This is a genomic window from Kitasatospora sp. NPDC004723 (assembly GCF_040609255.1).
Lineage (GTDB): Bacteria > Actinomycetota > Actinomycetes > Streptomycetales > Streptomycetaceae > Kitasatospora.
Genome location: NZ_JBEXJT010000001.1, coordinates 536922 through 562276, shown reverse-complemented (window position 1 = coordinate 562276; position 25355 = coordinate 536922). Strand labels below are relative to the sequence as shown.

28 protein-coding genes are annotated in these 25355 nt (G+C 72.0%); 12 read left to right on the top strand and 16 right to left on the bottom strand.

Annotated elements, in window-relative coordinates:
• Window positions 1-67: 67 nt before the first annotated feature.
• The 4 genes from ABZW10_RS02700 to ABZW10_RS02685 form a co-directional block, all read right to left on the bottom strand.
• The gene (locus ABZW10_RS02700) at window positions 68-400 is read right to left on the bottom strand and encodes a hypothetical protein (RefSeq protein WP_355358664.1); all 333 of its coding nucleotides are present in this window, start codon (window positions 398-400) and stop codon (window positions 68-70) included.
• Between the two features lie 206 nt (window positions 401-606).
• Window positions 607-1014, bottom strand: coding sequence for a hypothetical protein (locus ABZW10_RS02695; RefSeq protein WP_355358661.1), 408 nt, complete (start codon window positions 1012-1014; stop codon window positions 607-609).
• Between the two features lie 31 nt (window positions 1015-1045).
• Window positions 1046-1246 carry a DUF397 domain-containing protein gene (locus tag ABZW10_RS02690; RefSeq protein ID WP_355358658.1) on the bottom strand — a complete coding sequence of 67 codons (201 nt, stop codon included), beginning with the start codon at window positions 1244-1246 and terminating at the stop codon, window positions 1046-1048.
• Window positions 1247-1256: 10 nt separating this feature from the next.
• Complete coding sequence (locus tag ABZW10_RS02685; RefSeq protein ID WP_355358655.1) at window positions 1257-2138, bottom strand: helix-turn-helix transcriptional regulator; 882 nt, start codon at window positions 2136-2138, stop codon at window positions 1257-1259.
• Window positions 2139-2372: 234 nt separating this feature from the next.
• On the opposite strand from ABZW10_RS02685, the gene ABZW10_RS02680 reads away from it, so the two are divergent.
• From ABZW10_RS02680 to ABZW10_RS02670, 3 genes are read left to right on the top strand one after another with little or no spacing between them, the layout of a single operon-like run.
• Entirely contained in the window at window positions 2373-2738 is a 366-nt protein-coding gene (locus ABZW10_RS02680) for an ATP-binding protein (RefSeq protein WP_355358652.1), read from the top strand.
• Complete coding sequence (locus ABZW10_RS02675) at window positions 2735-2971, top strand: hypothetical protein (protein WP_355358649.1); 237 nt, start codon at window positions 2735-2737, stop codon at window positions 2969-2971. Before ABZW10_RS02680 ends, ABZW10_RS02675 begins: the two co-directional genes overlap by 4 nt.
• Window positions 2968-3090, top strand: coding sequence for a hypothetical protein (locus ABZW10_RS02670; RefSeq protein ID WP_355358646.1), 123 nt, complete (start codon window positions 2968-2970; stop codon window positions 3088-3090). The genes ABZW10_RS02675 and ABZW10_RS02670 overlap by 4 nt, the downstream gene beginning before the upstream one ends.
• A 28-nt stretch (window positions 3091-3118) precedes the next feature.
• Here the strand turns inward: ABZW10_RS02670 and ABZW10_RS02665 are convergent, their stop codons facing one another.
• Complete coding sequence (locus tag ABZW10_RS02665; RefSeq protein ID WP_355358643.1) at window positions 3119-3589, bottom strand: Lrp/AsnC family transcriptional regulator; 471 nt, start codon at window positions 3587-3589, stop codon at window positions 3119-3121.
• Window positions 3590-3684: 95 nt separating this feature from the next.
• Here ABZW10_RS02665 and ABZW10_RS02660 point away from each other — a divergent pair, with 95 nt between their 5' ends.
• The 4 genes from ABZW10_RS02660 to ABZW10_RS02645 all read left to right on the top strand — a co-directional run bounded on the left by ABZW10_RS02660 (window position 3685) and on the right by ABZW10_RS02645 (window position 6278).
• A complete protein-coding gene (locus ABZW10_RS02660) occupies window positions 3685-4548 on the top strand; it encodes an LLM class flavin-dependent oxidoreductase (protein ID WP_355358640.1) in 864 nt (287 codons plus the stop codon).
• Window positions 4545-4976, top strand: a complete 432-nt coding sequence (locus tag ABZW10_RS02655; RefSeq protein ID WP_355358638.1) for a nucleoside deaminase — start codon at window positions 4545-4547, stop codon at window positions 4974-4976. The genes ABZW10_RS02660 and ABZW10_RS02655 overlap by 4 nt, the downstream gene beginning before the upstream one ends.
• A 56-nt stretch (window positions 4977-5032) precedes the next feature.
• A complete protein-coding gene (locus ABZW10_RS02650) occupies window positions 5033-5866 on the top strand; it encodes a MerR family transcriptional regulator (RefSeq protein ID WP_355358635.1) in 834 nt (277 codons plus the stop codon).
• A 229-nt stretch (window positions 5867-6095) separates the two neighbouring features.
• On the top strand, window positions 6096-6278 hold the full coding sequence (locus tag ABZW10_RS02645; RefSeq protein ID WP_355358632.1) for a PspC domain-containing protein: 183 nt from the start codon (window positions 6096-6098) through the stop codon (window positions 6276-6278).
• Window positions 6279-6429: 151 nt separating this feature from the next.
• On the opposite strand, the gene ABZW10_RS02640 is transcribed toward ABZW10_RS02645, so the two are convergent.
• The 3 genes from ABZW10_RS02640 to ABZW10_RS02630 all read right to left on the bottom strand — a co-directional run bounded on the left by ABZW10_RS02640 (window position 6430) and on the right by ABZW10_RS02630 (window position 9249).
• Window positions 6430-6792: an ATP-binding protein gene (locus ABZW10_RS02640; protein WP_355358629.1), complete on the bottom strand. Its 363-nt coding sequence runs from the start codon at window positions 6790-6792 to the stop codon at window positions 6430-6432.
• Window positions 6793-7001: 209 nt separating this feature from the next.
• Window positions 7002-8150 carry an adenosine deaminase gene (locus ABZW10_RS02635; protein WP_355358626.1) on the bottom strand — a complete coding sequence of 383 codons (1149 nt, stop codon included), beginning with the start codon at window positions 8148-8150 and terminating at the stop codon, window positions 7002-7004.
• Window positions 8151-8295: 145 nt separating this feature from the next.
• Window positions 8296-9249: a LysR substrate-binding domain-containing protein gene (locus ABZW10_RS02630; RefSeq protein ID WP_355358945.1), complete on the bottom strand. Its 954-nt coding sequence runs from the start codon at window positions 9247-9249 to the stop codon at window positions 8296-8298.
• A gap of 106 nt (window positions 9250-9355) precedes the next feature.
• Here ABZW10_RS02630 and ABZW10_RS02625 point away from each other — a divergent pair, with 106 nt between their 5' ends.
• The 3 genes from ABZW10_RS02625 (at window position 9356) to ABZW10_RS02615 (ending at window position 11882) form a co-directional block, all read left to right on the top strand.
• Complete coding sequence (locus ABZW10_RS02625; protein WP_355358623.1) at window positions 9356-10669, top strand: MFS transporter; 1314 nt, start codon at window positions 9356-9358, stop codon at window positions 10667-10669.
• 89 nt (window positions 10670-10758) lie between these two features.
• Entirely contained in the window at window positions 10759-11439 is a 681-nt protein-coding gene (locus ABZW10_RS02620) for an alpha/beta hydrolase (protein WP_355358620.1), read from the top strand.
• Complete coding sequence (locus ABZW10_RS02615) at window positions 11436-11882, top strand: Uma2 family endonuclease (protein ID WP_355358617.1); 447 nt, start codon at window positions 11436-11438, stop codon at window positions 11880-11882. Before ABZW10_RS02620 ends, ABZW10_RS02615 begins: the two co-directional genes overlap by 4 nt.
• 30 nt (window positions 11883-11912) lie before the next feature.
• Here the strand turns inward: ABZW10_RS02615 and ABZW10_RS02610 are convergent, their stop codons facing one another.
• From ABZW10_RS02610 to ABZW10_RS02575, 8 genes are all read right to left on the bottom strand, one after another.
• Window positions 11913-13190 (bottom strand): thymidine phosphorylase, encoded by a 1278-nt coding sequence (locus ABZW10_RS02610; protein WP_355358614.1) that lies wholly within the window; start codon window positions 13188-13190, stop codon window positions 11913-11915.
• A 120-nt stretch (window positions 13191-13310) separates the two neighbouring features.
• Complete coding sequence (locus ABZW10_RS02605) at window positions 13311-13709, bottom strand: cytidine deaminase (RefSeq protein WP_355358611.1); 399 nt, start codon at window positions 13707-13709, stop codon at window positions 13311-13313.
• The gene (locus tag ABZW10_RS02600) at window positions 13706-14974 is read right to left on the bottom strand and encodes an ABC transporter permease (protein WP_355358608.1); all 1269 of its coding nucleotides are present in this window, start codon (window positions 14972-14974) and stop codon (window positions 13706-13708) included. The genes ABZW10_RS02605 and ABZW10_RS02600 overlap by 4 nt, the downstream gene beginning before the upstream one ends.
• Window positions 14971-16161, bottom strand: a complete 1191-nt coding sequence (locus ABZW10_RS02595; RefSeq protein ID WP_355358605.1) for an ABC transporter permease — start codon at window positions 16159-16161, stop codon at window positions 14971-14973. Before ABZW10_RS02595 ends, ABZW10_RS02600 begins: the two co-directional genes overlap by 4 nt.
• 4 nt (window positions 16162-16165) lie before the next feature.
• Window positions 16166-17671: an ABC transporter ATP-binding protein gene (locus ABZW10_RS02590; protein WP_355358942.1), complete on the bottom strand. Its 1506-nt coding sequence runs from the start codon at window positions 17669-17671 to the stop codon at window positions 16166-16168.
• A gap of 350 nt (window positions 17672-18021) precedes the next feature.
• Window positions 18022-19083 (bottom strand): BMP family ABC transporter substrate-binding protein, encoded by a 1062-nt coding sequence (locus ABZW10_RS02585; RefSeq protein ID WP_355358602.1) that lies wholly within the window; start codon window positions 19081-19083, stop codon window positions 18022-18024.
• A gap of 269 nt (window positions 19084-19352) precedes the next feature.
• Window positions 19353-20606: an amidohydrolase gene (locus ABZW10_RS02580; protein WP_355358599.1), complete on the bottom strand. Its 1254-nt coding sequence runs from the start codon at window positions 20604-20606 to the stop codon at window positions 19353-19355.
• A 232-nt stretch (window positions 20607-20838) separates the two neighbouring features.
• Entirely contained in the window at window positions 20839-22479 is a 1641-nt protein-coding gene (locus ABZW10_RS02575) for a methylmalonyl-CoA mutase family protein (protein WP_355358596.1), read from the bottom strand.
• Between the two features lie 105 nt (window positions 22480-22584).
• On the opposite strand from ABZW10_RS02575, the gene ABZW10_RS02570 reads away from it, so the two are divergent.
• Both ABZW10_RS02570 and ABZW10_RS02565 read left to right on the top strand, forming a co-directional pair.
• Complete coding sequence (locus ABZW10_RS02570; protein ID WP_355358593.1) at window positions 22585-23328, top strand: SDR family oxidoreductase; 744 nt, start codon at window positions 22585-22587, stop codon at window positions 23326-23328.
• Window positions 23329-23405: 77 nt separating this feature from the next.
• A complete protein-coding gene (locus ABZW10_RS02565; RefSeq protein WP_355358590.1) occupies window positions 23406-25073 on the top strand; it encodes an alpha/beta hydrolase in 1668 nt (555 codons plus the stop codon).
• The last annotated feature ends 282 nt before the right edge of the window (window positions 25074-25355 follow it).

Below are 25355 nucleotides of genomic sequence, written 5' to 3'. Positions count from 1 at the left end.
TCCACGCTAACGACCGCTTCTGACACACCGTCTGCCGGAGTTCTGTCCGATCCACTGGCGGAGCGGTTCACTGATCGGGGGAGTCGCCGTAGCCGCCGGGAACGACGATGCTGCCGGGTGGCGGGCGGCGATCACGAGCGCCCGCTGCCCCCCGCTCGCGATTCGCACGGCGCTCCCTGACGGCGCCCGCCACAAAGAGGGTCGGGAGCACCAGTACGAACGCGCAGCCCGTGGCGAACTGGATACCGGCGGAGACCGGCAGGCCGACCCGAAGGAAGCCCACGCCGAGCGCGGCGGGAAGAACAATGGGCACGGCGATGAGCGCAAGCCCCGACGGCGGCTTCGAGGAAACCCCGTCACCCTTCGACCTGCGCCATTGTCCGAAGGCGGCGCCGACCACATACCGGAGGGCTTGAGTAGCGGCACTCAGACGGGACGGCCGCCCCTGTCGAGATCAACCGGCGGAGTGGGAAGTCGGCGGGTCCGACTTCCTACTCCGCTTCCGTCGGGCCCGAAGGCGCGGAACGTGGGCGTGGCGGGCCGATGCCCCGGTGAGGTGGCCGGACTCGTCCGCCTTCGTGGCGAGTCCGGGGCGTCACCGGGGGCTCATGGTGCCGATGACGTCCGGCGGAGGCTGCGGACGGCGAGGAAGAAGGCGGCGGCGGTGAGGGTGGTGGAGAGGAGGAAGAGGAGGGCGACGCCGAGGTGGAGGAGGGCGTGCGGCTCGTGGAGGATGCGGGCGAGGACGAGGTAGCCGGCGGCGGCGGTGAGGAGGGCGCCGAGGACGGGCGCGGACCAACGGTGGAAGGCGAGCTTCTTGGGGAGAGCGGAGAGGAGGGAGCCGGTGGGTATGGAGACGAAGGTCCCGAAGAGGAGGCCGACCATGGCCCCGAGCGGTATCGAGGTGTAGCGGAAGGCGACGAGGGCGACCAGGGCACCCCAGAGGGCCCCGCCGATGACGCCGACCTGGGTGGTGCGAACGATGAGCCGGATACGCCAGGCTTTGGCGTTCATCGGTGGGGGTCCTCCGGGGCTGGGCTGCTGATCAGGTGAGGTGGTCGAACTCGCCGGCCTTCGTGGCGAGGAGGAGCGCGCGGAGCTTGGGAACATCGACTGTCATCACGAGGGCAGGTTCATCGGATTCGCGCAGGAAACGGAATCCGCCGGGCCCCGAGGCAAGTTCGATGCAGGCGTTCTCAGCGTCCCCTGCACTGAACGACGACTTCTGCCAGATGATCTCGGACATCGCAGGCCTTTCAGGCTTGGAGCAGATAGAGCAGGTGCTGGAGGATCCCCCAGGAGTCACGCGTCGCCGCGCCCTGCCGAGGCCCAGACCCGTCGACGGGCGGAAGAGCCAAGTCCGTCAGCTGCTCGAACCTTTGGCGGTATGTCGCGATACTCTCGCGATCACCATAGTGCTCGGTCCGCCCGGGGCCATCCAGGACGATCGTGGAGAGTTCCGGACAGCCCGGTTCGCAGAACAGGAATGATCCTGGGCTCGGCGGCTGCTTCGCCACGGTGAACGGCAGCACCTGAATCGTGACGTTGGGGCGCTCAGCCATGACCAGCAAGTGCTGCAGTTGGTCCCTCATCACTGCATCACCGGGGAAACGCATGCGCAGTGCGGCTTCCTGAATGACAAAGTGGAAGTCCTTGCGTTCATCCAGGATCCGCTGTCGAGCCAACCGGAAGCGGGTCAGATCCCCAATGTCCCACTTGTGGTTGTCGCCGCCCTCGAAGACGGCCTCCGTATAGGCCGGCACCTGGAGCACCCCGGGGATGTACAGCACCTCGTAGTTCGTCAGTCGGGCGGACCGATCCTCGACCTCCGCCAGGTCGAGCGCCAGATCTGGGACCTTGCCCTCGAACTCGCTCCACCAGCCCTTGCCCGTCCTGCGCGCCATGTCCGCGAGTCCGCTGCGGAACGCCGGATCGGTGCAGCCGTAGGCGTCCAGCCAGACCTCAAGGCGTTCGGCGTTCAACGTGATCCGACCGGCCTCGGTGTGACTCACAGCCGGACCTCGCATCCCGACCAGCGCTCCGGCCTCCGCGGCCGACAGTCCGGCTGCCGTCCGCAGACGCTGCAACTCGTCGCCGAATCGGCGCTCCCGCTGGCTGATCGGCCCCTTGTATCCCACCGCTGTCCTTCCTTGCCTGCGCAGTGTGGCGCAGAACTCGTGTGTGGCGCCACCAACGAGCGGCGTCAGTCCGGGGAGACTTCCCGATCGGCTTGCAATTTTGCCAGACCCGCCCCTACTCTCAGTGTTGCACCGATCACACGACGGAGTGTCAGTAACTCCTGTTTTCACGGCAGTAGACGCCTCACCCCCTCAGCCGGTGATCCAATCCTCCCCGTCTCCCGGAGGTCCCCCATGCGTGCCCCCAATCCGCCCGACTGGTCCGTCGCCCGCCACGAGCTGCGCACCCTCCTCGGCTCGGCCGGCTGGCGGCCGGACACCGTCCAGGATGCCGAACTCGCCCTTCACGAGCTGTTCGTGAATGCCTGGAAGCACGCGGGCACCCAGGCGCCCCACGTCATCGCCGCCCTCTGCCCCCGCACCCTGCGGGTCTCGGTCTGCGACAACAGCCCCGACTTGCCCGAACTGCGCGCCCCCGCCGACCCGTTCGCGCTCTCCGGTCGCGGGCTCCACCTCGTCCGCGCCCTCACCGACCGGTTCGGCGTCGCCCCTCTCAAGACCGGCAAGGTCACCTGGTTCGAGCTGGACACCGCCACGTGAACGCCCCCTTCGAACCCCACGACACCTATCCGCGCACCTACACCGAGCCCGAGGTCACCGCGCTGATCAGCGAACTCCACGAGTGCGGAAAGCCGTTCGGAATCCAGTGGGGCTCCGCCGCCGTCAACGGCGCCACCATCGACGGCCGTCTCCTCGTCGACTTCGGCGACACCTCCGTCGCCACCCTCCTCAACCTCCTCGAACTCCTCCGCGAAGGGGTCAGGGCCCGGTGAACTTCCTGATCGGCGCGGCCTTCGCCGTTCTCCTCGCCCTCGCGATCGCCACCGTTGTCGTCGGCGTCATCACCGCCCTGAAGGTTCACGGCAACGACGAAGAGCACTCCAACCCCTGACCCACCCCGCAGCATTGCATTGTTGCTATTACTCGGAGCTCCCCACTCGGGGCACCGCCGGGCCGCGGGGCGCGAGCGGGCGGCTCAGCACCAGATTGGTCGTCGTGCTCCCCAGCTGGGCCAGCTCGTCGACGATCTCCTCCAGGTGCCCCATCGACGTCGTGGCGATCTTCAGCGCGTAGCAGTCGTCCCCGGTCGTCCGCAGGCACTCCAGGATCTCCGACCGCTCCTCCAGCAACCGCCGCAGCGGCTCGTGCCGCACCGCCGGCCCCGGGTACTTCAACCGGACGACCGCCGTCACCGGGTACCCCGTGCGTTCCAGGTCCACCTCGGCCCGGTAGCCGGTGATCACCCCCGCCGTCTCCAGCCGCCGCACCCGTTCCGTCGTCGCCGACGCGCTCAGGTTCACCCGCCGCGCCAGCTCGGTGAACGCGATCCGCCCGTCCTCCTGGAGCTCGGCCAGGATCGCCCAGTCCGTCGCATCGAGAATCTCGGTCATGAGCCCAGATTGCCGCTGATTCCACGGCGGAACAACCCCTCAACCGGGAGATGTCCCTTCAGTCAACCCACCTTCCCTCCCTAGGCTTTCGGGACGTGAAGATCGGAGTGAACGTCCCCAACTTCGGCCCCGGCACCGACCCCGCCGCCCTCCTCGCCTGGGCCCGCACCGTCGAGTCCCTGGGCTTCGACCTGCTGATGCTCTCGGACCACGTCGCCATCACCCCCGACGTCGCCCGGCGCTACCCCGCCCCCTTCTACGAACCCTTCACCACCCTCGCCTGGCTCGCCGCCCACACCACCCGCGTCCACCTCGGCACCACCGTCCTCGTCGCCCCCTACCGCCACCCCCTCCTCACCGCCCGGACGGCCGCCAACCTGGACGCGCTGAGCGGTCACCGCCTCGTGCTGGGCGTCGGAGTCGGCTGGGCGCAGCAGGAGTTCGCCGCCCTCGGCGTCCCCTTCGAGCACCGTGGCCGCCTCACCGACGACCACCTGCGCCGCCTGCGCGCCGCCTGGGAGGACACCGCCGACTACGGAACAGCCCGCCGCATCCCGCTCTGGGTCGGCGGCAACAGCGACGCGGGCCTGCGCCGCGCCGTCCACCTCGGCGACGCCTGGCACCCGCTGCGCCCCACCCTGCCCTGGCTGCGCGAAGCCGCCACCCGCCTACGGGCGTACACGGACGAAAACGCGCTCCCCGCCCCCGCCTTCGCGCCCCGGATCGCCCTCAAGCTCACCCCGGCCCCGGTCGCCGGCCCGCACCGTCTGGCCGGCGAGGGCACGATCGAGCAGATCACCGCCGACCTCGCCCAACTCCGCCTGCTGGGCGCCGCACACGTGATCCTCGACCCGTACCACGGCGACCCGGAGGAGACCCGCCGACCACAGGACGCCCGGCAGGCCCTCGCCGCCGTCGCCGAACACCTCGCCCCGCGCCGAACGGAACAGCCCCGATGACCGTCACCCCCGCCGACCACCCCCTCCTCCGCCGCGCCATCGCCCTCGCCGCCGAGGCCGCCGCCCTCGGCAACCCGCCGTTCGGCTCCCTGCTCGCCGCCCCGGACGGCACCGTCCTGGCCGAGGAGCGCAACACCACGCTCACCGACCGGGACATCACCGCCCACCCCGAACTGAAGCTCGCCCGCCGGGCGGCCCGCGAGCTGACCCCGGACGCCGCCGCCCGGACCACCCTCTACACCAGCTGCGAGCCGTGCCCGATGTGCGCGGCCGCCCTGCGGCAGGCCGGACTCGGCCGCGCCGTCTTCGCCCTCTCCGGCGAGCAGCTGCTGACCGTCCGCCCCGCGAGCGGCCGCCCGCCCGTACCGCAGGACGGCCCGGCGCTGCTCGACGAGGTCCGGGCCGCGATGGAGCCGTACTACCGCTGACCCCTCCCGCACCGTCGCTTGCCTCTGCCCCAGGGGCAAGGGGCACAGTGGGCTCCGTGCACGAGGACTTGATCACCATCGGGGAGCTCGCCACCCTGACCAGGCTCAGCCCCAAAGCGCTGCGCCTCTACGGGGACCGCGGGCTGCTGCCGCCCTCCCACGTCGACCCGCACACCGGGTTCCGCCGCTACGGCCGCGCCCAGGTCGAACGGGCCCGCCGGATCGCGCTGCTGCGCGCCGTCGGCATGCCGCTGGCCCGGATCGCCGCCGTGCTCGACGCGGACGGCGGCGACGAGTCCGCCCGCCTGCTCGGCGCCTACTGGCGCGAGCAGGAGGCCACGCACAGGGCCCGCCGCTACGCGGTGGGCTACGCCCGCTCAGTACTCACCGGAAGGACTTCGACCATGTACCGGATCGCCGAACGCGACGTTCCCGAACAGAAAGTGCTCTGCGTCCAGCGGCACGTCACGGGCGCCACGCTCGTCCCCTTTCTGAACGAGGCCGGCGAGCAGCTCGTCGCCCACCTGCAGTCGACCGGCGCGTGCCTCTCGGGGCCGATCTTCAGCATCTTCCACGGCTATGTCGGCGAGGACTCGGACGGCCTGGTCGAGGTGTGCGCCCCGACGCTGAACGCCGTCGAGCCGACCGGCCGCATCGCCGTGCGGATCGACCCGGCCCATCGCGAGGCGTACACCGAGATCACCAAGGAGCACAAGGACTTCGCGACGATGGCCGCCATCCACGACGCCGTCGGCGCCTGGGTCAAGGAGCAGGGCCACGACCGCGACGGCGGCAGCCGGGAGGTGTACTACCCGAACTTCGAGACCGCCGAGCCCCACGAGCACACCTCGGACGTCACCGTCCCCTTCCGCCCGCGACCGGGCGCGTAGCCGCACGCGGAGCGGGAAGTCGGACCGGCCGACTTCCCGCTCCGGGGGGCCGGCAATCTCCGGGCCGACCCTGAGCGGAACCCTGAGAGGGGGTCCTGCCAGGCGATGAAGCAGGTCAGGGGCGGGATCGGCTTGCGGGGGGAGGCTTTCGGCGGAGCGGCGGCGGAGCATGGAAGTACGCCGGCCGGAGGGACCGGACCACGGCGTCACCACAGCAACGGAGTCCGCCATGAGCCGCCTCGCCCGCCCCCGTCACAACCGTGTCATCGCCGGCGTCTGCGCCGGGATCGCCGAGCGCTTCGGGCTCTCGGCATGGACCGTGCGCGTGATCTTCCTGGCTTCCTGTCTGCTGCCCGGCCCGCAGTTCCTGATCTACCTGGCGCTCTGGCTGCTGCTGCCCCAGGAGCCGTGAGACGCCGAAGGGGCCGCGCGCTCCTCGACGGGAGCGGGCGGCCCCTTCAACCGTGCTGTGCCGTGCCGTGCCGTGCCGGGTCGCGTCACGTCGCACCGAGCCGCGACGTGCCGTGCCCTGGCGTGCCGTGCCCTGGCGTGCGGCGGACGGATCAGCCGCCGAGGCCCGGCAGCGGGAGGGCCTGGGTGAGCCCGCCGAGCGGGGTCTTGTCGAGGCCCGGCACGGCCGGCAGGCCGGCCCGGTCGGCGGCGGCGGCGCCGGTGACCGGGGCGGCGGCCTGCCCCGCGCTGGGGGCCAGGGTGCCGAGGGTGCTGCTGACCTTGTCGGCGACCGGCAGCTTGCCGGCGGCGTCGGTGAGGGCGCTGGTGGCGGCCGGGTTGGTCAGCAGACCGGTCGGGAGCCCGAGACCACCGGCGGCGGTGGCGGGGGCGGCGGACGCGCTGCCGGCGCCGACCGCGGCGATGGCGATGCCGAGCGCGGCGGTGCCGGCGGCCTTGAGAGTGGCCTGCTTCATGTGGTTCGTCCCCTTGGGTCCTCGTCGGTGGCCGACTCGCACGGCCGACGCGACGGGGCCCGCCGCCACGACCGGTCGGCAATGACGGGCACACCGTAGTGAGCGGACCGCACGGGGATCAACGGCGGTTCACCCGCCCGAGCGAGAAGTCGGATGAACGCCAACTCCCTTGGCGGACAGTAGCGTTCATCCGATCACATTCGGCGCGTTCAGCCGCCGACGCTGAACAGCCACTCGGCCTTGAGCTCGGCGTAGCCCGGCTTGATCACGTCGTTGATCATCGCGAGCCGCTCGTCGAACGGCAGGAAGGCCGACTTCATCGCGTTCACGGTGAACCACTCCAGGTCCCCCAGCGTGTAGCCGAAGGCCTCGACCAGGTGCGCGAACTCGCGGCTCATGCTGGTGCCGCTCATCAGCCGGTTGTCGGTGTTCACGGTGACCCGGAACTTCAGCCGGCTGAGCAGCCCGATCGGGTGCTCGGCGTACGAGGTGGCGGCCCCGGTCTGGAGGTTGGAGGTCGGGCACATCTCCAGCGGGACCCGCTTGTCGCGCACGTACGCGGCGAGGCGGCCCAGCTGGACGGTGCCGTCCTCCTCGACGGTGATGTCGTCGACGATCCGCACGCCGTGGCCGAGCCGGTCGGCGCCGCAGCACTGCAGGGCCTCCCAGATCGACGGCAGGCCGAAGGCCTCGCCCGCGTGGATGGTGAAGTGGTTGTTCTCGCCCTTGAGGTAGTCGAAGGCGGCCTGGTGGCGGGTGGGAGGGTAGCCCGCCTCGGCGCCGGCGATGTCGAAGCCGACGACGCCGCCGTCGCGGTGCCGGTTGGCCAGTTCGGCGATCTCCGACGAGCGCGCGGCGTGCCGCATCGCGGTGATCAGGGTGCCGATCCGGATGCGGTGGCCGGCGGCGCGGGCGTTGGCCTCGCCGAGCCGGAAGCCCTCCTGGACGGCCTCGACGACCTCGTCCAGGCTCAGGCCGCGCTCCAGGTGCTGCTCGGGGGCGTAGCGGACCTCGGCGTAGACGACGCCGTCGGCGGCGAGGTCCTCGGCACAGTCGGCGGCGACCTTGATCAGGGCCTCACGGGTCTGCATGACGGCGCAGGTGTGGGCGAAGGTCTCCAGGTAGCGGACCAGCGAACCGGAGTCGGCGGCCTCGCGGAACCACTCGCCGAGCGCCTCGGGGTCGGTGGTCGGGAGGCCCTCGTAGCCGACGGCCGCCGCCAGTTCGACCACGGTCTCGGGGCGCAGGCCGCCGTCGAGGTGGTCGTGCAGGAGCACCTTCGGCGCGCGGGCGATCTGCTCGGGGGTGGGGATCCGGGGGCCGGTGCCCGCGGTGGTGACGGGGATCTGCTTCTCCATTGCGGGAGTGTAGCCCCTACGCGCGTAGACAAGCCACTGTCCAGGGGCCCGAATCATCCGATGTCCACCGGGAATTCCACCAAAGGGACGAGCCGGTCCACCTCCACGCAAGCCGGTCCCCCGGGCGCCGCGCCCCCCGACGCGCTCAGTCGTGCGCCAGCAGTCGCCCCCGCCGCGACAGCACGAAGTCCCGGAACGCCGCCGCCGGCGGGGTCAGCGGCCGCCCCGCCACCCACGCCAGGCCGATCGCCCGCCGGGTCCGCGGCGCCGTCACCTCCAGCTCGACCACCCCCGGCCGCGGCACCAGCGCCGGCGGCAGCAGCGCCACCCCGAGCCCGGCCGCGACCAGCCCGCGCAGCGTCTCCGCCTCCTCGCCCTCGAACGCGATCCGCGGCGCGAACCCGGCCTGCGCGCAGAAGCCGTCGGTGATCGCCCGCAGCCCGTAGCCGGGCTCCAGCCCGACGAACGGGTCCTCGGCGACCTCCGCCAGCCGGATCCGGCGGCGCCCGGCCAGCCGGTGGTCCGCCGGGACCACCAGGTGCAGCCGCTGCTCGTCCAGCCGGCGGGCGACCAGCGCCGGATCGTCGTCCGGGACCGGCGCGACCAGGCACAGGTCCAGCTCCCCCGCGCGCAACCGGTCCAGCATCGCGCCCACGTAGGCCTGCACCAGCTGGAAGCGGACCAGCGGGTACGCCGCCCGGAAGTCCCGCAGCAGGGCCGGCACCGCGTCCGTCCCCATGGTGTGCAGGAAGCCGAACGCCACCCGGCCGGTCGCCGGATCGGCCTCCGCCCGCGCCGCCTCGACGCCGCGCTCGACCTCGGCCAGCGCCCGCTCCACCGAGGCCAGCAGCAGCCGGCCCGCCCTGGTCAGCCGGACCGTCCGGCCCTGACGGGCCAGCAGGTCGACACCCAGCTCGCCCTCCAGCCGGGCCACCGCCCGGGACAGCGTCGGCTGCGGCATCGCCAGCAGCGCCGCCGCCTGCGTCACGTGCTCCAGCCGGGCGACCGCCGCGAACTGGGCGAGCAGCGGGGCGAGTTGCACCGCCGGAAGGTCAGGTCCCAGCTCCGCCGGCCGGACCGGCTCGGCACCCGTGGCCATCATGCGCTCCCGTCGTCCGCCGCACGCTCCGCTCATGCGTTCCGGTATGGATTATGGGTGGTTCATGCATTGGACGCATCAGCCCGCCGGTTCTACGGTCGAGGACATGCAGCCCTCCAGTACCAGGGCGTCCGCGACCGCGCCGGACGCCGCCCCGCTCACCGCCGCCACCCCGGCCCCCGTCCCCGCCCCGGACGACCGCCACCGCCCCGGCCAGCGCTCCTTCCGCCGCGCCAACCTCGCCCTGTTCGCCGCCGGTGTCGCGACCTTCGTCCTCCTCTACTCCACCCAGGGCCTGCTGCCGGTCCTCTCGGACGACCTCGGCCTCACCCCCGGCCAGGCCAGCTGGACGGCCTCGGCCGCCACCCTCGGCCTGGCGCTCGCCCTGCTCCCCGCGAGCGCGCTCTCCGACCGGTACGGGCGCACCGCCGTGATGACGGCCTCCACCCTCGCCGCCTCCGCCCTCGCGCTCGCCCTGCCCTTCGCGCCGGACCTCACCACCCTGGTCGTGCTCCGCGTCCTCCAGGGCGCCGCGCTCGCCGGACTGCCCGCCACCGCGATGGCCTACCTCGCCGAGGAGGTGCACCCCTCGGCGCTGGCCTCCGCGATGGGCCTGTACGTCGCGGGCAACAGCATCGGCGGCATGGGCGGGCGGCTGCTCTCCGGCTGGGTCGCGGCCGGCCTCGGCTGGCGTTGGGGGCTCGCCGCCTCCGCCGTCCTCGCCCTGCTCGCCACCCTCGCGTTCCGGCTGCTGATCCCCGCCGCCCGGCACTTCACCCCGGCCCCGGTGGACGCCCGCGCCCTCGCCCGCACCGTCGGCCGCCACCTGCGCAACCCGCTGCTGCTGCGGCTGTACGCGCTGGGGCTGCTGTTCATGGCCGTGTTCGGCGCGGTCTACAACACCGTCGGCTACCGGCTGATCGCCGCGCCCTTCCACCTGCCGGAGTCGGTCGCCGCCTCGATCTTCGTGGTCTACCTGGTCGGCACCGGCACCTCCGCCGCCGCGGGCCGCCTCTCCGCCCGGCTCGGCCGCCGCGGGGCGCTGTACGTCGCGATCGGCACCACCGCCCTGGGGCTGCTGCTCTCGCTCGCCGACTCGCTGGTCCTCGCCCTGCTCGGCCTGGTGCTGATCACCGCCGGCTTCTTCGCCGGCCACGCCACCGCCTCCTCCGCCGTCGGCCGCACCGCCACCGAGGGCCGCGCCCAGGCCTCCGCGCTCTACCTGATCGCCTACTACCTGGGCAACAGCCTCGGCGGCACCACCGGCGCCGACGCCTACCACGCCACCGGCTGGCCCGGCGCCGCCACCATCGGCCTCACCGCCATGACCCTCGCCGCCGCCGTCACCCTCTACGCCACCCGCCAGGCCCACACCGCCCGCCGCACGGAGGCCCTGCCGGGCGGACTCTCCGCGCGATAGTCACCGGCGGATACCTGACGCTCGTTGTCAGGTATCCGCCGTAGTTTCGTTCGCGTCCCACCGGTACCGCACGAACAGAGGAACCCGCCATGGCCACCTTCGTCCTCATCCCCGGCGCCCTGCACGGCGGTTGGTGGTACCGGCCGATCACCGAAGGGCTGCGGGCCGCCGGGCACGAGGCGTACCCGGTGACACTGACCGGGGTGAGCGAGCGGGGGCACGTCGGCGCGGTGGGCGGGGTGAACCTGGAGACCCATGTGCGGGACGTACTCGGGCTGCTGGAGGCGGAGCGGATCACCGGCGCCGTGCTGGTCGCGCACAGCTACGGGGGCATGGTGGCCTCCGCGGTGGCCGACCGGGCCCCGGAGCGGATCGCCGGACTGGTGTACGCGGACGCCTTCGTACCGCGCGACGGCGAGTCGGCGTACACGATCGTCAACGACGTCTGGAAGCAGCGCTACCTCGCGGGCGCCGCGGCGGGCGGCGGCCACACCCTGCTCGGCCTGAGCCCGTTCCTCGACCCGCGCGCCACCGTGCACCCGCTGGCCAGCCTGCTCCAGCCGGCCGCCCTCACCGGCGCCGCCGACACCCTGGACGTGCCCCGGATCTACCTGCACGCCGAGAACTTCGCGGACTCCCCGTTCCTCGACACCGTCGCCCGGCTGCGCACCGACCCCGCCTGGACCGTCCACACCCTCCCCGCCGGCCACGACCTCGTCCGCGAGGCCCCCGAGGAGTTCCTGAAGCTCGCCCTCACCGCGGCGGAGTGACGAGCGCCCGGCTGTCGGCTGCCATCGCCGTACTGCGTATCGCCCGGCAACTCAACGCCCGGCTGCCGACCACACACCCCGACTACATCGCCTACCACGGTGCCGATCCGGAGGACACCGGGCTCGGTCGACTGCGGAACCCGGACCTGATGGTGTTCCCCGAGGCCACCCTGACAGGTGAGCAGTCGGCGGTGCTCCCACACGAGGTGCTGCTCGTCGTGGAGGTCGTCTCCAAGTCCAACCCCGAGAACGACTACCGCGACAAGGTCCACGACTACGCGGCGACGGGTATTCCGTTCCACCTGATCATCGATCCCCGTACGGGTACCGGCGTCGTCCACGACGAGCCCGGCTGCACCGACCGCGCGAGGTTCGTCTTCGGCGACAAGGTCGCTGTCGGCCCGTGCACGATCGACACCAGCGGTCTGCTCACGTACGCCTGACCCGGCGCACGTGAGCAGACCCCCGGACCGTCAGGCGATGCGGTCCAGGACGATCGGGGTCGGGGTGAACGGGGTGCCCGCCGGGGCGACCTCGACGGCGCCCGTGAGGGCCTCGATCGCGTAGTCGAAGCGCTCCGGGGTGTCGGTGTGCAGGGTCAGCAGGGGCTGGCCGGCCACCACGGTGTCGCCGGGCTTGGCGTGCATCTCGACGCCGGCGCCGGCCTGCACCGGGTCCTCCTTGCGGGCGCGGCCGGCGCCGAGGCGCCAGGCGCTCACGCCCACCGCGTAGGCGTCCAGCCGGCTCAGCACGCCGGAGGCCGGGGCGGGGATGACGTGCTGCTCGCGCGCGACCGGCAGCGGGGCGTCGACGTCGCCGCCCTGGGCGGCGATCATGCGGCGCCAGTGGTCCATCGCGGAGCCGTCGCGCAGCGCGTCGGCCGGGTCCTTGCCGCGCACGCCCGCGGCGGCCAGCATCTCGCGGGCCAGCGCGAGGGTGAGCTCGACGACGTCGGCGGGGCCGCCGCCGGCCAGCACCTCGATCGACTCGCGGACCTCCAGCGCGTTGCCGGCGGTGAGGCCGAGCGGGGTGGACATGTCGGTGAGCAGGGCGACGGTGTTGACGCCGGCCGAGGTGCCGAGGCCGACCATGGTGCGGGCCAGCTCGCGGGCGTCGTCGATGTTCTTCATGAAGGCGCCGGAGCCGACCTTCACGTCGAGGACGAGCGCGCCGGTGCCCTCGGCGATCTTCTTGGACATGATCGAGGACGCGATCAGCGGGATGGCCTCGACGGTGCCGGTGACGTCGCGCAGCGCGTACAGCTTCTTGTCGGCCGGGGCGAGGCCGTCACCGGCCGCGCAGATGACCGCGCCGGTGGAGCGCAGCACGTCCAGCATCTCCTCGTTGGAGAGCAGGGCGCGCCAGCCGGGGATGGACTCCAGCTTGTCGAGGGTGCCGCCGGTGTGGCCGAGGCCGCGGCCGGACAGCTGCGGAACGGCGGCGCCGCAGGCGGCGACCAGCGGGGCGAGCGGCAGGGTGATCTTGTCGCCGACGCCGCCGGTGGAGTGCTTGTCGCTGGTGGGCAGCGCCAGCGAGGAGAAGTCCATCCGCACGCCGGAGCGGATCATCGCGTCCGTCCAGCGGCTGATCTCGCGCGGGTTCATGCCGTTCAGCAGGACGGCCATGGCCAGGGCGGACATCTGCTCGTCGGCGACCTCGCCGCGGGTGTAGGCGTCGATGACCCAGTCGATCTGAGCGTCGCTCAGCTCTCCGCGGTCGCGCTTGGTCCTGATGACGGAGATGGCGTCCATGGTTGCTCCATTGCTCCCGGAAGGGGTTCAGAAAAGCGAAGAGTGTCGCGAGCGGACCGGGTCAGGGCCCGCTCGCGACACTCTACGCGCGTAACAAACGGCAGGGCCAGAGCTGATCCGCTACAGCCGCTCGGGCCCGAACGCGTCGGGCAGGACGTCGCTCATCGGCCGCACGCCGGACGGCAGCTCGACCAGCAGGTCGGGCCCGCCGTGCTCGTACAGCAGCTGGCGGCAGCGGCCGCACGGCATCAGCAGCGCCCCGTTGCCGTCCACGCAGGTGAACGCGGTCAGCCGGCCGCCGCCGCTCGCGTGCAGCGCGGAGACCAGTCCGCACTCGGCGCACAGCGCGAGCCCGTACGAGGCGTTCTCCACGTTGCACCCGGTGACCACCCGGCCGTCGTCCACCAGCGCGGCGGCGCCCACCGGGAACCTGCTGTACGGCGCGTACGCGTGGCTCATCGCCTCGCGCGCCGCCGCCCGCAGCGCGGCCCAGTCGACCGCGTCGGCGCCCGGCGTCACTTGCCCTGCCCCTTGCGGTAGATCTGGCCGTCGGCCTTCGGCGGCCGCAGCCGCTGCGAGGCCAGCGAGAGCACCACCAGGGTGATCACGTACGGCGTGGCGACGATCAGCGGACGCTGCACCTCGTCGGTGGTGAAGTACCAGACGAACAGCGCGCCGGAGACCACCACCGAGATCAGCGCCGGAGTGAGCTTGCGGCGGTACAGCTGCCACGCCGCCAGCAGCACCATCGCGATGGCGACCACCAGGATCAGCACGTGCACCGACTCCGGGTCGCGCAGCTGGAGGCTGTCGGTGAAGCCGAACAGACCGGCGCCGACGGCGAGGCCGCCCGGCATCCAGTTGCCGAAGATCATCGCGGCGAGGCCGATGAAGCCGCGGCCCAGGGTCTGGCCGTCCTTGTAGAAGTGCGCGGCGACCAGCGAGAGGTACGCACCGCCGAGGCCCGCGAAGGCGCCCGAGGCGATGACCGCCAGGTACTTGTACTTGTAGACGTTGACGCCCAGCGACTCGGCGGCGGTCGGGTTCTCACCGCAGGAGCGCAGCCGCAGGCCGAAGACGGTCCGCCAGAGCGCGAAGTAGCTGGCGACGATCAGCACGCCGGCCAGGATGACGACCACCGACAGGTTGGTGACCAGGCCGCCGACCACACCGGCGACGTCGGAGACCAGGAACCAGTGGTGGGCCTCGATCTCCTTCAGCCAGGAGGACAGGCCGGGGACGGTGAGGTACGGCAGCGGATCGGCCGGCGGGGACTGGTTCGCACCGGCGCCCACCGAAATGTAGTCCTTGTAGTAGATCCGGTTGACGTACGCGCAGATGCCGGGGATCAGCAGGTTGATGCCGACGCCGGAGACGATGTGGTCGACGCCGAAGGTCACCGTGATGACCGCGTGCAGCAGACCGCCGAGCGCGCCGCCGAGCATGCCGGCCACCAGGCCGAACCAGGGGTTGACCAGGTAGCCGCCCCAGGCACCGGCGAAGGTGCCGGCGACCATCATGCCTTCGAGACCGATGTTGACGACGCCGGCCCGCTCGGACCAGAGGCCGCCCAGACCGGCCATGCCGATCGGGACCGCCGCGCCGAGCGCCGCGGTGATCTGGCCGGAGGAGGTCAGCGCGTGGTTGCCGGTGATCATGCCGACGGCCGAGAACAGCACCAGGGCGCCCGCGATCAGCAGCAGCACCACCGGCCAGGACAACTTGCGCTTCTTGGCGGACGCGCCGCCTGGCGTCTTCGCGCGAACCGCGGTAACCGTACTCACGCCGACACCTCCTTCTTCTGGGCGGCCGCGGCGGCAGCCTGGGCGGCGAGTTCGGCGCCGACCCGCTGCTGCTGGCGCTTCAGGCCGTAGCGGCGGACCAGCTCGTAGGCGACGACGACGCAGATGACGATGGTGCCCTTCATGACGTCGACGATCTCGAACGGGAACTCACCGTTCTGCGGCAGCGGGAGCTGCGAGCCGGTGGCGTCGAGGAAGGCGAAGAGCAGGGCGGCGAAGACCATGCCGATCGGGCTGTTGCGGCCGAGCAGGGCGACCGAGATGCCCAGGAAGCCGAGGCCCGCCTGGAAGCTCTGGCCGAAGTAGTAGGAGTTCTGCATCAGCTCCGGCAGGCCGATGAGGCCGGCCAGCGCACCGGAGACCACCATCGAGGTGACGACCATGCGCTTGACGTTGACGCCGGACGCGGTGGCCGCGCTCTCCGAGCGGCCGGTGGCGCGCAGGTCGAAGCCGAAGCGGGTGCGGTTCAGGGTGAACTGGAAGGCGACGCCGACCACGATCGCGATGACCACGAAGCCCCAGAGCGGGCCGCCGTCGGTGTTCAGCGAGAAGAAGCGGCTGGACTCCGAGATCGGGTTGGTCTGGATCGAGTTGCTGGTGGTGCCCTTCTCCGGCGCGAAGATGCCGGGGACGAGCAGCAGACCGACCACCGCGGTGGCGATCGAGTTCAGCATGATGGTCGAGATGACCTCGCTGACGCCGCGGTAGACCTTGAGCAGACCGGCGACGGCCGCCCACATGCCGCCGACCAGCATCGCGGTCAGCAGCAGCAGCGGGATCTGGATGATCGCCGGGAGGTCGACCTGGCTGCCGACGAAGGCGGCGAACAGCGCGGCGAGCTTGTACTGGCCCTCGACGCCGATGTTGAAGAGGTTCATGCGGAAGCCGAAGGCGGCGGCCGCGGCGGCGAGGTAGTACGTGGTGGACCGGTTGATGATGGCCACCTGGCCGTCCGACTTGGTGCCGTACGTGATCATCACGTTCCAGGCGTCGAACGGGTTCTTGCCGGAGGTCGCCAGCAGCAGCGAGCAGATGGCGACGGACAGCACGACGGCGAGCACCGGGGCGGCGAGCGCGAGCACGATCTTCTCGCCGCTGAACCGCTGGGCCAGGCCGCTCTTGGGAGCGGCCTCGGCGGGCGCGGCGGGCGCGGGCTTGGGACTGGTCATGTGGCTACTCCCCCGCCTGCTGGTCGGCGGCGGTGTCGGTGGGGGTGGCGGAGGGCACGGCGTCCGCAGGCACGGCGTCGGCCGGGGTGTCCGACTCGATGCGGCCGACGGCGGCACCGGTCATCGCGGTGCCGAGGTCCTCGGCGGTCACGGTCTCCGGGTCGGCGTCGGCGACCAGCCGGCCGCGGTAGATCACCTTGATGGTGTCGGAGAGGCCGATCAGCTCGTCCAGGTCGGCGGAGATCAGCAGCACGGCGAGGCCGGCCCGCTGGGCGACCCGGATGTGCTCCCAGATCTGTGCCTGGGCGCCGACGTCCACGCCGCGGGTGGGGTGCGCGGCGATCAGCAGCTTGGGCTCGTGGCTCATCTCGCGGCCGATGATCAGCTTCTGCTGGTTGCCGCCGGAGAGCGAGGCCGCGGTGACCTCGATGCCGGGGGTGCGGACGTCGTACTCCTCGACGATCCGCTGGGTGTCCTTGCGGGCGGCGGCCGGGTCGAGCAGCACGCCCTTGGAGTTGGGGCTCTCGGTGACGTGGCCGAGGATCCGGTTCTCCCAGAGCGGGGCCTCCAGCAGCAGGCCGTGCCGGTGGCGGTCCTCGGGGATGTAGCCGATGCCGGCCTCGCGGCGGGCCCGGGTGAGGCTGCCGGAGAGGTCCTGGCCGTCCAGGGTGACGCTGCCGGCGTCCAGCGGGAGCATGCCCATCACGGCCTCGACCAGTTCGGCCTGGCCGTTGCCCTCGACACCGGCGATGCCGAGGATCTCGCCCTTGTGGATCCGCAGCGAGATGTCGTCCAGGACGACGCGCTCGATGCCCTCCGCGTCGGTCTTGGCGATCCGCAGGGCCTCGACGCGCAGCATCTCGGTGGTGGTGACGGTCGACTCGCGGCTCTCCGGGGAGGGCAGCTCGGCGCCGACCATCAGCTCGGCGAGCTGGCGGGCGGTGACGCTCTTCGGGTCGGCGTCGCCGACGGTGGTGCCGCGGCGGATGACGCTGATCGCGTCGGCCACCGAGAGCACCTCGTGCAGCTTGTGCGAGATGAAGATGACGGTGACGCCCTCGGACTTCAGCTCGCGCAGGTTGTCGAACAGGGCGTCGACCTCCTGCGGGACGAGCACCGCCGTGGGCTCGTCGAGGATGAGGATCTTGGCGCCGCGGTAGAGCACCTTGAGGATCTCGACGCGCTGGCGGTCGGCCACGCCGAGGTCCTCGACCAGGGCGTCCGGGCGCACGCCCAGGCCGTACTGGTCGGAGATCTCCCTGATCTTCTGCTTGGCCTTGGCCCCGATGCCGTACAGGTGCTCGCCGCCGAGGACGACGTTCTCCAGGACGGTGAGGTTGTCAGCGAGCATGAAGTGCTGGTGCACCATGCCGATGCCGCGCGCGATGGCGTCGCCCGGGGTGCCGAACTCGCACAGCTCGCCGTTGATCGCGATGGTGCCCTCGTCCGGCTTCTGCATGCCGTAGAGGATCTTCATCAGCGTCGACTTGCCGGCGCCGTTCTCGCCCATGAGGGCGTGCACGGTGCCGGTGCGGACGGTGAGGTTGATGTCGCGGTTGGCCACGACGCCGGGGAAGCGCTTCGTGATGCCGCGCAGTTCGACGGCCGGTGCCGCCGTCCCCGCGCTGGGGTTACCGCCCGTGTTCGGGGCGGGGTCGGATGCGGTGATGGCGGTCTCCTGGTGGTCTGGAGGCGCGTCGTTGCGCTGGAGGGCCAAAGAGCGGGAAAGGGTGGGGGGACGGGACGGGGCCCGGGGGTGCGCACGACGCGCACCCTTCCGGGCCCCTCCCTGGTGTTGCGTTCATCAGGCGCTGCCGGGCGGGCGGCAGCTCCGGCGACGTCCGGTCAGGCCCTGGAGCCTTACAGCTTGGACGGGTCGCTCGGGACGGTGGTGCTGCCGCCCTTGATCGCGTTGGCGGCCTCGTCGAGCTTGGCCTTGATGTCGTCGATCTTGCCGCCGGTGGTGGCGAGCGAGACGCCGTCGGCCTTGAGGTCGAAGTTCTTCACACCGGTGAAGGGCTCGTTCTTCTTGGCGGACTCGATGTAGGCGAAGACGGCCTTGTCGACGTTCTTGACCATCGAGGTCATGATGTTGTTCTTGTACTTCGCCAGGGCGGGCTGGGCGGCCTGGTCGGAGTCGACGCCGATGGCCATGGCACCGGCGTTGGCGACGGCCTCGATGGCACCGTTGCCGGAGGAGCCGGCGGCGGTGTAGATGACGTCGGCCTTCTTGTCGAGCTGGCCCTGCGCGGCTTCCTTGCCCTTGTCGGGGGCGGCGAAGCCGGAGAAGTCCGGCGGGGTGCTCAGGTAGGTGACCTCGACCGGCATCTGCGGGTCGACGGACTTGACGCCCGCGCGGTAGCCCGCCTCGAACTTCTTGATCAGCTCGGACTGCACGCCGCCGATGAAGCCGACGTGCTTGGTCTTGGTCTTGAGCGCGGCGGCCACGCCGGCCAGGTACGAGCCCTCCTGCTCCGAGAAGGTCAGCGAGGTGACGTTGCTCGGCTGGGTGTCGGAGGCCGAGTCGATGATCGCGAACTTGGTGTTCGGGTTCTCCTTGGCGATCTTCTCGACGGCGGCCTGGTAGACGAAGCCGACCGCGATGATCGGGTTGTAGCCCGCGGTGACCAGGTTCTTGAGGCGGGTCTCCTTGTCGGCCTCCGCCTCACCGGTCTTGGCGTCGGCCTCGGTGACCGCGACACCCAGCTGGCTCTTGGCCTGGTCCAGGCCGCGGGCCGCGGAGTCGTTGAAGGACTGGTCGCCACGGCCGCCGATGTCGTAGGCCATGCCGACCTTCAGACCGCCCTCGGACGAACCGGAGGAGGCGTTGGTGTCGTTGCTCTTTGCGCCGCAAGCGGCGAGCGAGGCGATGCCCAGGGAACCCGAGAGCACAACCGCGGCGAGCTTAGTAGTACGGCGCAAGGGAGTATCTCCTTCTCACACGCCACCGATTAGCGTGGTCGGACGCCACCGTAACGCGCGTAGAACACGGTTGTATTACAGGCCGCCGGAGCGTTCGGGTTGTTACCAAACCGTGGTCTCGTGGTCGCCCCGGCGCCCCTTTCCGCTCCATAAGCGGTGGTTCGAGCCCGCCCGATCCCGCATACGAACCCGGAGGAATTCCTTTATCAGCGACAAACCGGACACCCTTGGCGGGTGTCCGGTTTCGATCGGTCCGGGCCGTCACGGCATCAGAGCGTGCCGGGCTCCAGTGCCAGCGCGGTGAACAGCTCCACCCCGATCGCGATCGCGCGCTCGTCGACGTCGAAGCGGCCCTGGTGCAGGTCGCGGACGGCGGTGTCATCCGGGGCCCGCACGCCGAGCCGGGCCAGCGCGCCGGGGGCGTGCTCCAGGTACCAGGAGAAGTCCTCCCCGCCGAGCGACTGCTCGGTGTCCTCGACCACCTCGGCGCCGTCCCGGCCGAAGCGCGCGGTCATGCCGGCCTCCAGCAGCCCGACCGAGACCGCCTCGTTGACCACCGGCGGCACGCCCCGGTGGTAGTCGAGCGTCCACTTCGCGCGGTAGGTCTCGGCGAGCCGGGCGATCAGCTCGTGCAGCAGGTCGGGCGCCTCCCGCCAGCCGGCCAGCTCCAGGCAGCGGACGGTGCCCTCCAGCTCGGCGTGCTGCGGGATGACGTTCGGCGCGGAGCCGGCGGCGATCCGGCCCCAGACCAGCGAGACGCCCCAGCGCGGGTCCATCCGGCGGGCCAGTGCGCCCGGCAGCTCGGCGGCGGTGCGGGCGACCGCGGTGACCAGGTCGGTGGTCAGGTGCGGGCGCGCGGTGTGGCCGCCGGGACCGTCCAGGTGGAGCACCAGCCGGTCGCAGGCCGAGGTGATGGCCCCGACCCGCAGGCCGATCCGGCCCACCTCCACCTTGGGGTCGCAGTGCACGGCGAAGATCCGGCCGACGCCCTCCATCCCGCCGGCCGCGATCACGTCCAGCGCGCCGCCGGGCATGACCTCCTCGGCGGGCTGGAAGACCATCCGGACCGGGCGTCGCAGCTCGCCGGAGCGGGCCGACCCGGCCAGCACCAGCGCGGTGCCCAGCGCCACCGAGGTGTGCACGTCGTGGCCGCAGGCGTGGGCCCGGCCGGGGACGCTCGAACGGTAGGGGACGTCGGTCTTGGCGTCGTCGATCGGCAGGGCGTCGATGTCGGCGCGGAAGGCGAGGAACTCCGCGCCGCGCGGGGCGGACTCGGGAACGATGTCGACGAGCATTCCGGTGCCGCCCGGGAGGATCCGGGGGGCGAGGCCGGCGGCGACCAGGCGGTCCCGCAGCAGGCCGGTGGTTCGGAACTCCTGGCGGCCCAGCTCCGGGTGCCGGTGCAGGTCCCGCCGGAAGGCGATCAGCTCGGGCTCCAGCTCCCGTACCCGGTCGCGGAGACCGGCGGCGGGGCGGGCAGCGGTGAGGGTGACGGCCGACAGGGCGGACTCACGACGGTTCATCTCAACAAGACTAGGCCTGTTGGGGGGATTTGGCCTGACTTCCCCAGAAGAAGTCCCCGGATGGGCGCATACCGGCCGCGCTGGTGGGTATGACATCTTGTTTCAGCCGCCTTCCCCATGGTGCCTGCTCTGTGCAACGACCATCGGCGATCAAGGTCACGGCCCGCTCGACCGGGCGGTTGACGGCCGTCCGGACGGCTCGGCCCGGGTTCCGGGCGCCCGGAACATTGGCTCAAAAGCGCTCGACCGGCACATGCCGGCCCCACACCTCGCGCAGCGCGTCGCAGACCTCGCCGACGGTGGCCCGCGCGGCCAGCGCCTCGCGCATCGGGTACAGCACGTTGTCCCGGCCCGCGGCGGCCCGGCGCAGCGCGCCCAGCGCCCGGCCCACCGCGGCACCGTCCCGGGCCGCCCGCAGCCGGGCCAGCCGTCCGGCCTGCCGGGCCTCGATCGCCGGGTCGACCCGCAGCGGCCGGTAGGGCTCCTCGGCCGCCAACTCCCCGGCGTCCAGCCGGAACCGGTTGACCCCGACCACCGTGCGCGCGCCCGTCTCGGTCTCCCGCTGGATCCGGTAGGCGCTGCGCTCGATCTCCGCCTTCTGGTAGCCGGCCTCGATCGCGGCCACCGCTCCGCCCAACTCCTCGACCTTTGCCATGAGTTCGAGCGTGGCGGCCTCCATCTCGTCGGTCAGCGCCTCCACCGCGTAGGAGCCGGCGAACGGGTCGACGGTGGCGGTCGCGTCGGTCTCGTGGGCGAGCACCTGCTGGGTGCGCAGCGCGAGCCGGGCGGCCTTCTCGGTGGGCAGCGCCAGCGCCTCGTCGAAGGAGTTGGTGTGCAGCGACTGGGTGCCGCCGAGCACCGCCGCGAGCGCCTGCACCGCGACCCGGACCAGGTTCACCTCCGGCTGCTGGGCGGTGAGTTGGACGCCGGCGGTCTGGGTGTGGAAGCGCAGCCGCTGCGAGCGCGGGTCCCGGGCGCCGAACTCCTCGCGCATCACCCGGGCCCAGATCCGGCGGGCGGCGCGGAACTTGGCGACCTCCTCCAGCAGGGTGCTGCGGGCCACGAAGAAGAAGGAGAGCCGGGGCGCGAAGTCGTCCACCGCGAGCCCGGCGGCCAGCGCGGCGCGCACGTAGGCGATCCCGTCGGCCAGTGTGAAGGCGATCTCCTGCGCGGGCGTGGCCCCGGCCTCGGCCATGTGGTAGCCGGAGATCGAGATGGTGTTCCAGCGCGGGATCTCGGCCCGGCAGTACCGGAAGAGGTCGGCGACCAGCCGCAGCGAGGGCTGCGGCGGGAAGATGTACGTGCCGCGGGCGATGTACTCCTTCAGCACGTCGTTCTGCACGGTGCCGGTGAGCCGGGCCGGCGGGACGCCCTGCGCCTCGCCGACCAGCTGGTAGAGCAGCAGCAGCACGGCGGCCGGGGCGTTGATGGTCATCGAGGTGGAGACCTCGCCGAGCGGGATGCCCGCGAACAGCTCGGCCATGTCCTCGACGCCGTCGATCGCCACCCCGACCCGGCCGACCTCGCCGGCGGCGAGCGGGGCGTCCGAGTCGTAGCCCATCTGGGTGGGCAGGTCGAAGGCGACCGAGAGGCCGGTGGAGCCGCCGGCGATCAGCTGCCGGTAGCGGGCGTTGGACTCGGCGGCGGTGCCGAAGCCGGCGTACTGGCGCATCGTCCACGGCCGGCCGGTGTACATGCTCGGGTGGATCCCCCGGGTGAACGGGTACTCCCCCGGACGGCCCAACCGCTCGGCCGGGTCCCACCCGGCCAGGGCCTCGGGGCCGTACACCGGGGCGAACGGGAAGCCGGACTCGGTGCGGCGCGGCTCGGTGGGCGGCCCGGTGGGCCGCTCGGCGGGCGGTTCCGTGGTCATGGGGTCCTCCGCGGGGGTCGGCGGGCAGGTCCACTCCTCTCGCAATGTAGCGCCGAAGGCCTTGAGATGATCGGCTGAACCGACCGGGATATCTCAGGAGTGGCAATGAGCGAGCAGAAGGTGGCCGTCGTCACCGGTGCCAGCAGCGGAATCGGCGCGGCGACCGCCCGCCGGCTGGCGGCCGAGGGCTTCGAGGTGGTGCTCACCGCCCGCCGCACCGAGCGGATCGAGGCGCTGGCCGCGGAGACCGGCGGGCGGGCGTACACGCTGGACGTCACCGACCGGGCCGCCGTCGACGCCTTCGCCGCCGAGGTCGGCCGGGTGGACGTGCTGGTGAACAACGCCGGCGGGGCGATCGGCGCGGAGAGCGTCGAGAGCGGCGACCCGGCCGACTGGCTGGCCATGTACCAGGTCAACGTGCTCGGCGTGCTGCACATGACCCAGGCGCTGCTGCCGGCCCTGCGGGCGAGCGGCGACGGCACCGTCCTGGTGCTCTCCTCGACGGCCGCGCTGGCCGCCTACGAGGGCGGCGGCGGCTACGTGGCGGCCAAGCACGCGGCGCACACCATCGCGGCGACGCTGCGGCTGGAGCTGTGCGGGGAGCCGATCCGGGTGATCGAGATCGCCCCGGGCATGGTGAAGTCCGAGGGCTTCGCGGTGACCCGCTTCCGCGGCGACGAGGAGAAGGCCGCCGCGGTGTACGCGGGCGTCGCCGAGCCGCTGACCTCCGAGGACGTCGCCGACACCGTCGCCTGGACGGTCACCCGGCCGCCGCACGTCAACATCGACCTGCTGGTGGTCCGCCCGCGCGCCCAGGCCGCCAACCACAAGGTGCACCGCGCGCTCTGACGGGCCGGCAGGTGCGGGCGGTGTCCCGGCCGGGGGTCAGTACTCGAACTGTCACCCGTGAGTGGTACATACGTGCGATGAAGATTCACCGGGCCACCCGCCCGCACCTCCTGCTGGCCGCCGTCGCGGCCGGCAGCCTGCTCCTCACCACCGCCTGTGGAGGAGACAAGAAGCCGGCTCAGGACCAGGCCGCTTCCGCACCGTCGAGCACCGCCGCCACCGACGCCGCGACCCCGACCGCGACGCCGACGCCCACCCCGACGGTGAAGCCCACCGGCGCCGACGACCCGGCGCTCAAGCCGTTCTACGGCCAGCAGATCACCTGGGCCGCGTGCCCGGCCGACCCGGCCGCCGAGAAGGCCCAGGTCGATCTGTCCGCCATGCTCTGCGGCAAGCTGCACGTCCCGCTCGACTACACCGACCCCGCCGCCGACGCCCTCGACCTCGCGCTGATCAAGCTGCCGGCCGCCAAGCCGGACCAGCGGATCGGCTCGCTGATGGTCAACCCCGGCGGCCCCGGCGGCTCCGGCATAGACATGGTCAAGTGGGGCGCCAAGGACTACGACGGCACCCTGCACAACCGCTTCGACGTGATCGGCTTCGACCCCCGCGGCACCGGCGAGAGCTCGCCCGTCGTCTGCTACGACGACAAGAAGAGGGACGCCGACAACGAGAGCGACCAGCCGCTCGACCCGGTGGCCCGCAAGGCCGAGCACGTCAAGAACGCCACCGAGCACGCCGCCGTCTGCCAGGCCAAGTCCGGCAAGCTGCTGCCCTTCGTCGGCACCCGCAACACCGCCCGCGACCTGGACGTGCTGCGCGCGGTCGTCGGCGACCGGAAGCTCAACTACCTCGGCGTCTCCTACGGCACCTACCTCGGCGCGCTCTACGCCGAGGAGTTCCCGAAGAACGTCGGCCGGCTGGTCCTGGACGGCGCCGTCGATCCGGCCCAGGACCGGCTGGACCACGGCATCGACCAGACCATCGCCTTCGAGAAGGCCTACCAGCGCTTCGCCGCCGACTGCGCGCAGAACTTCGCCGCCGAGTGCCCGCTCGGCAAGGACCCGGCCAAGGCCGCCAAGAAGGGCGCCGACTTCCTGGACGGCCTGCGCGACCACCCGATGACCACCAAGGACGGCCGCAAGCTCGGCAGCGACCTCGCCTGGACCGGCGTCATGTCGAGGCTCTACGGCGACGAGAAGACCTCCTGGACCTCCCTGCGCAACGGTCTCGCCTGGGCGATGCTCGGCAAGAAGGGCGACTACCTGCTGGCCTTCGCCGACAGCTACAACGGCCGCGACGAGAACGGCCACTACAACCCGATGGAGGAGGCGATGAGCGCGATCAGCTGCGCCGACGCCTCCCGTCCGGCCCCGACCCCCGAGCGCGCCCAGCAGGCGGTGGCCAAGCTCCGGGCCGAGGCCCCGCTGCTCTCCAAGGGCGTCGCGGTCGAGGACTACAGCGAGGCCTCCTGCGCCTACTGGCCGTTCCAGACCACCGAGAAGCCGCACACCGTCCGGGCCGAGGGCGCCGCCCCGATCCTGGTCGTCGGCACCACCGGTGACCCGGCCACCCCGTACGCCTCGGCCGAGGCGCTGGCCGCAGGCTTCGCCAACGCCACCCTGCTGACCCGGGTCGGCGAGGGCCACGGCGCCTTCGGCAAGGGCAACAGCTGCATCGACGCCGCGCTGGCGGCCTACCTCACCGAGGGCACGCTGCCGGCCGCCGGGACGAAGTGCGAGTGACGCGCCGTAGCCGGTGAAGACGGGGAGGGCGCTGACACCGAGGTGTCAACGTCACAACTTGATAGCTCGTTCGGATGAAATCCGCCCGCGCCCTCCCCAACTGATGAGCGCTCAACTACCTTGGAGCCACAGCCGGACGGGCATTGGACGCCGTTCCGCAGCCTCATACTTCACCAGGCTTCACCGGCGCGTCACCCACCACTCCAACCGCCCCCTTCACCGGCACCTTCCCGCCCTCACGAGGAGGACCCGCTGGCCAGCGACATCCCGTCACCGAGGCTC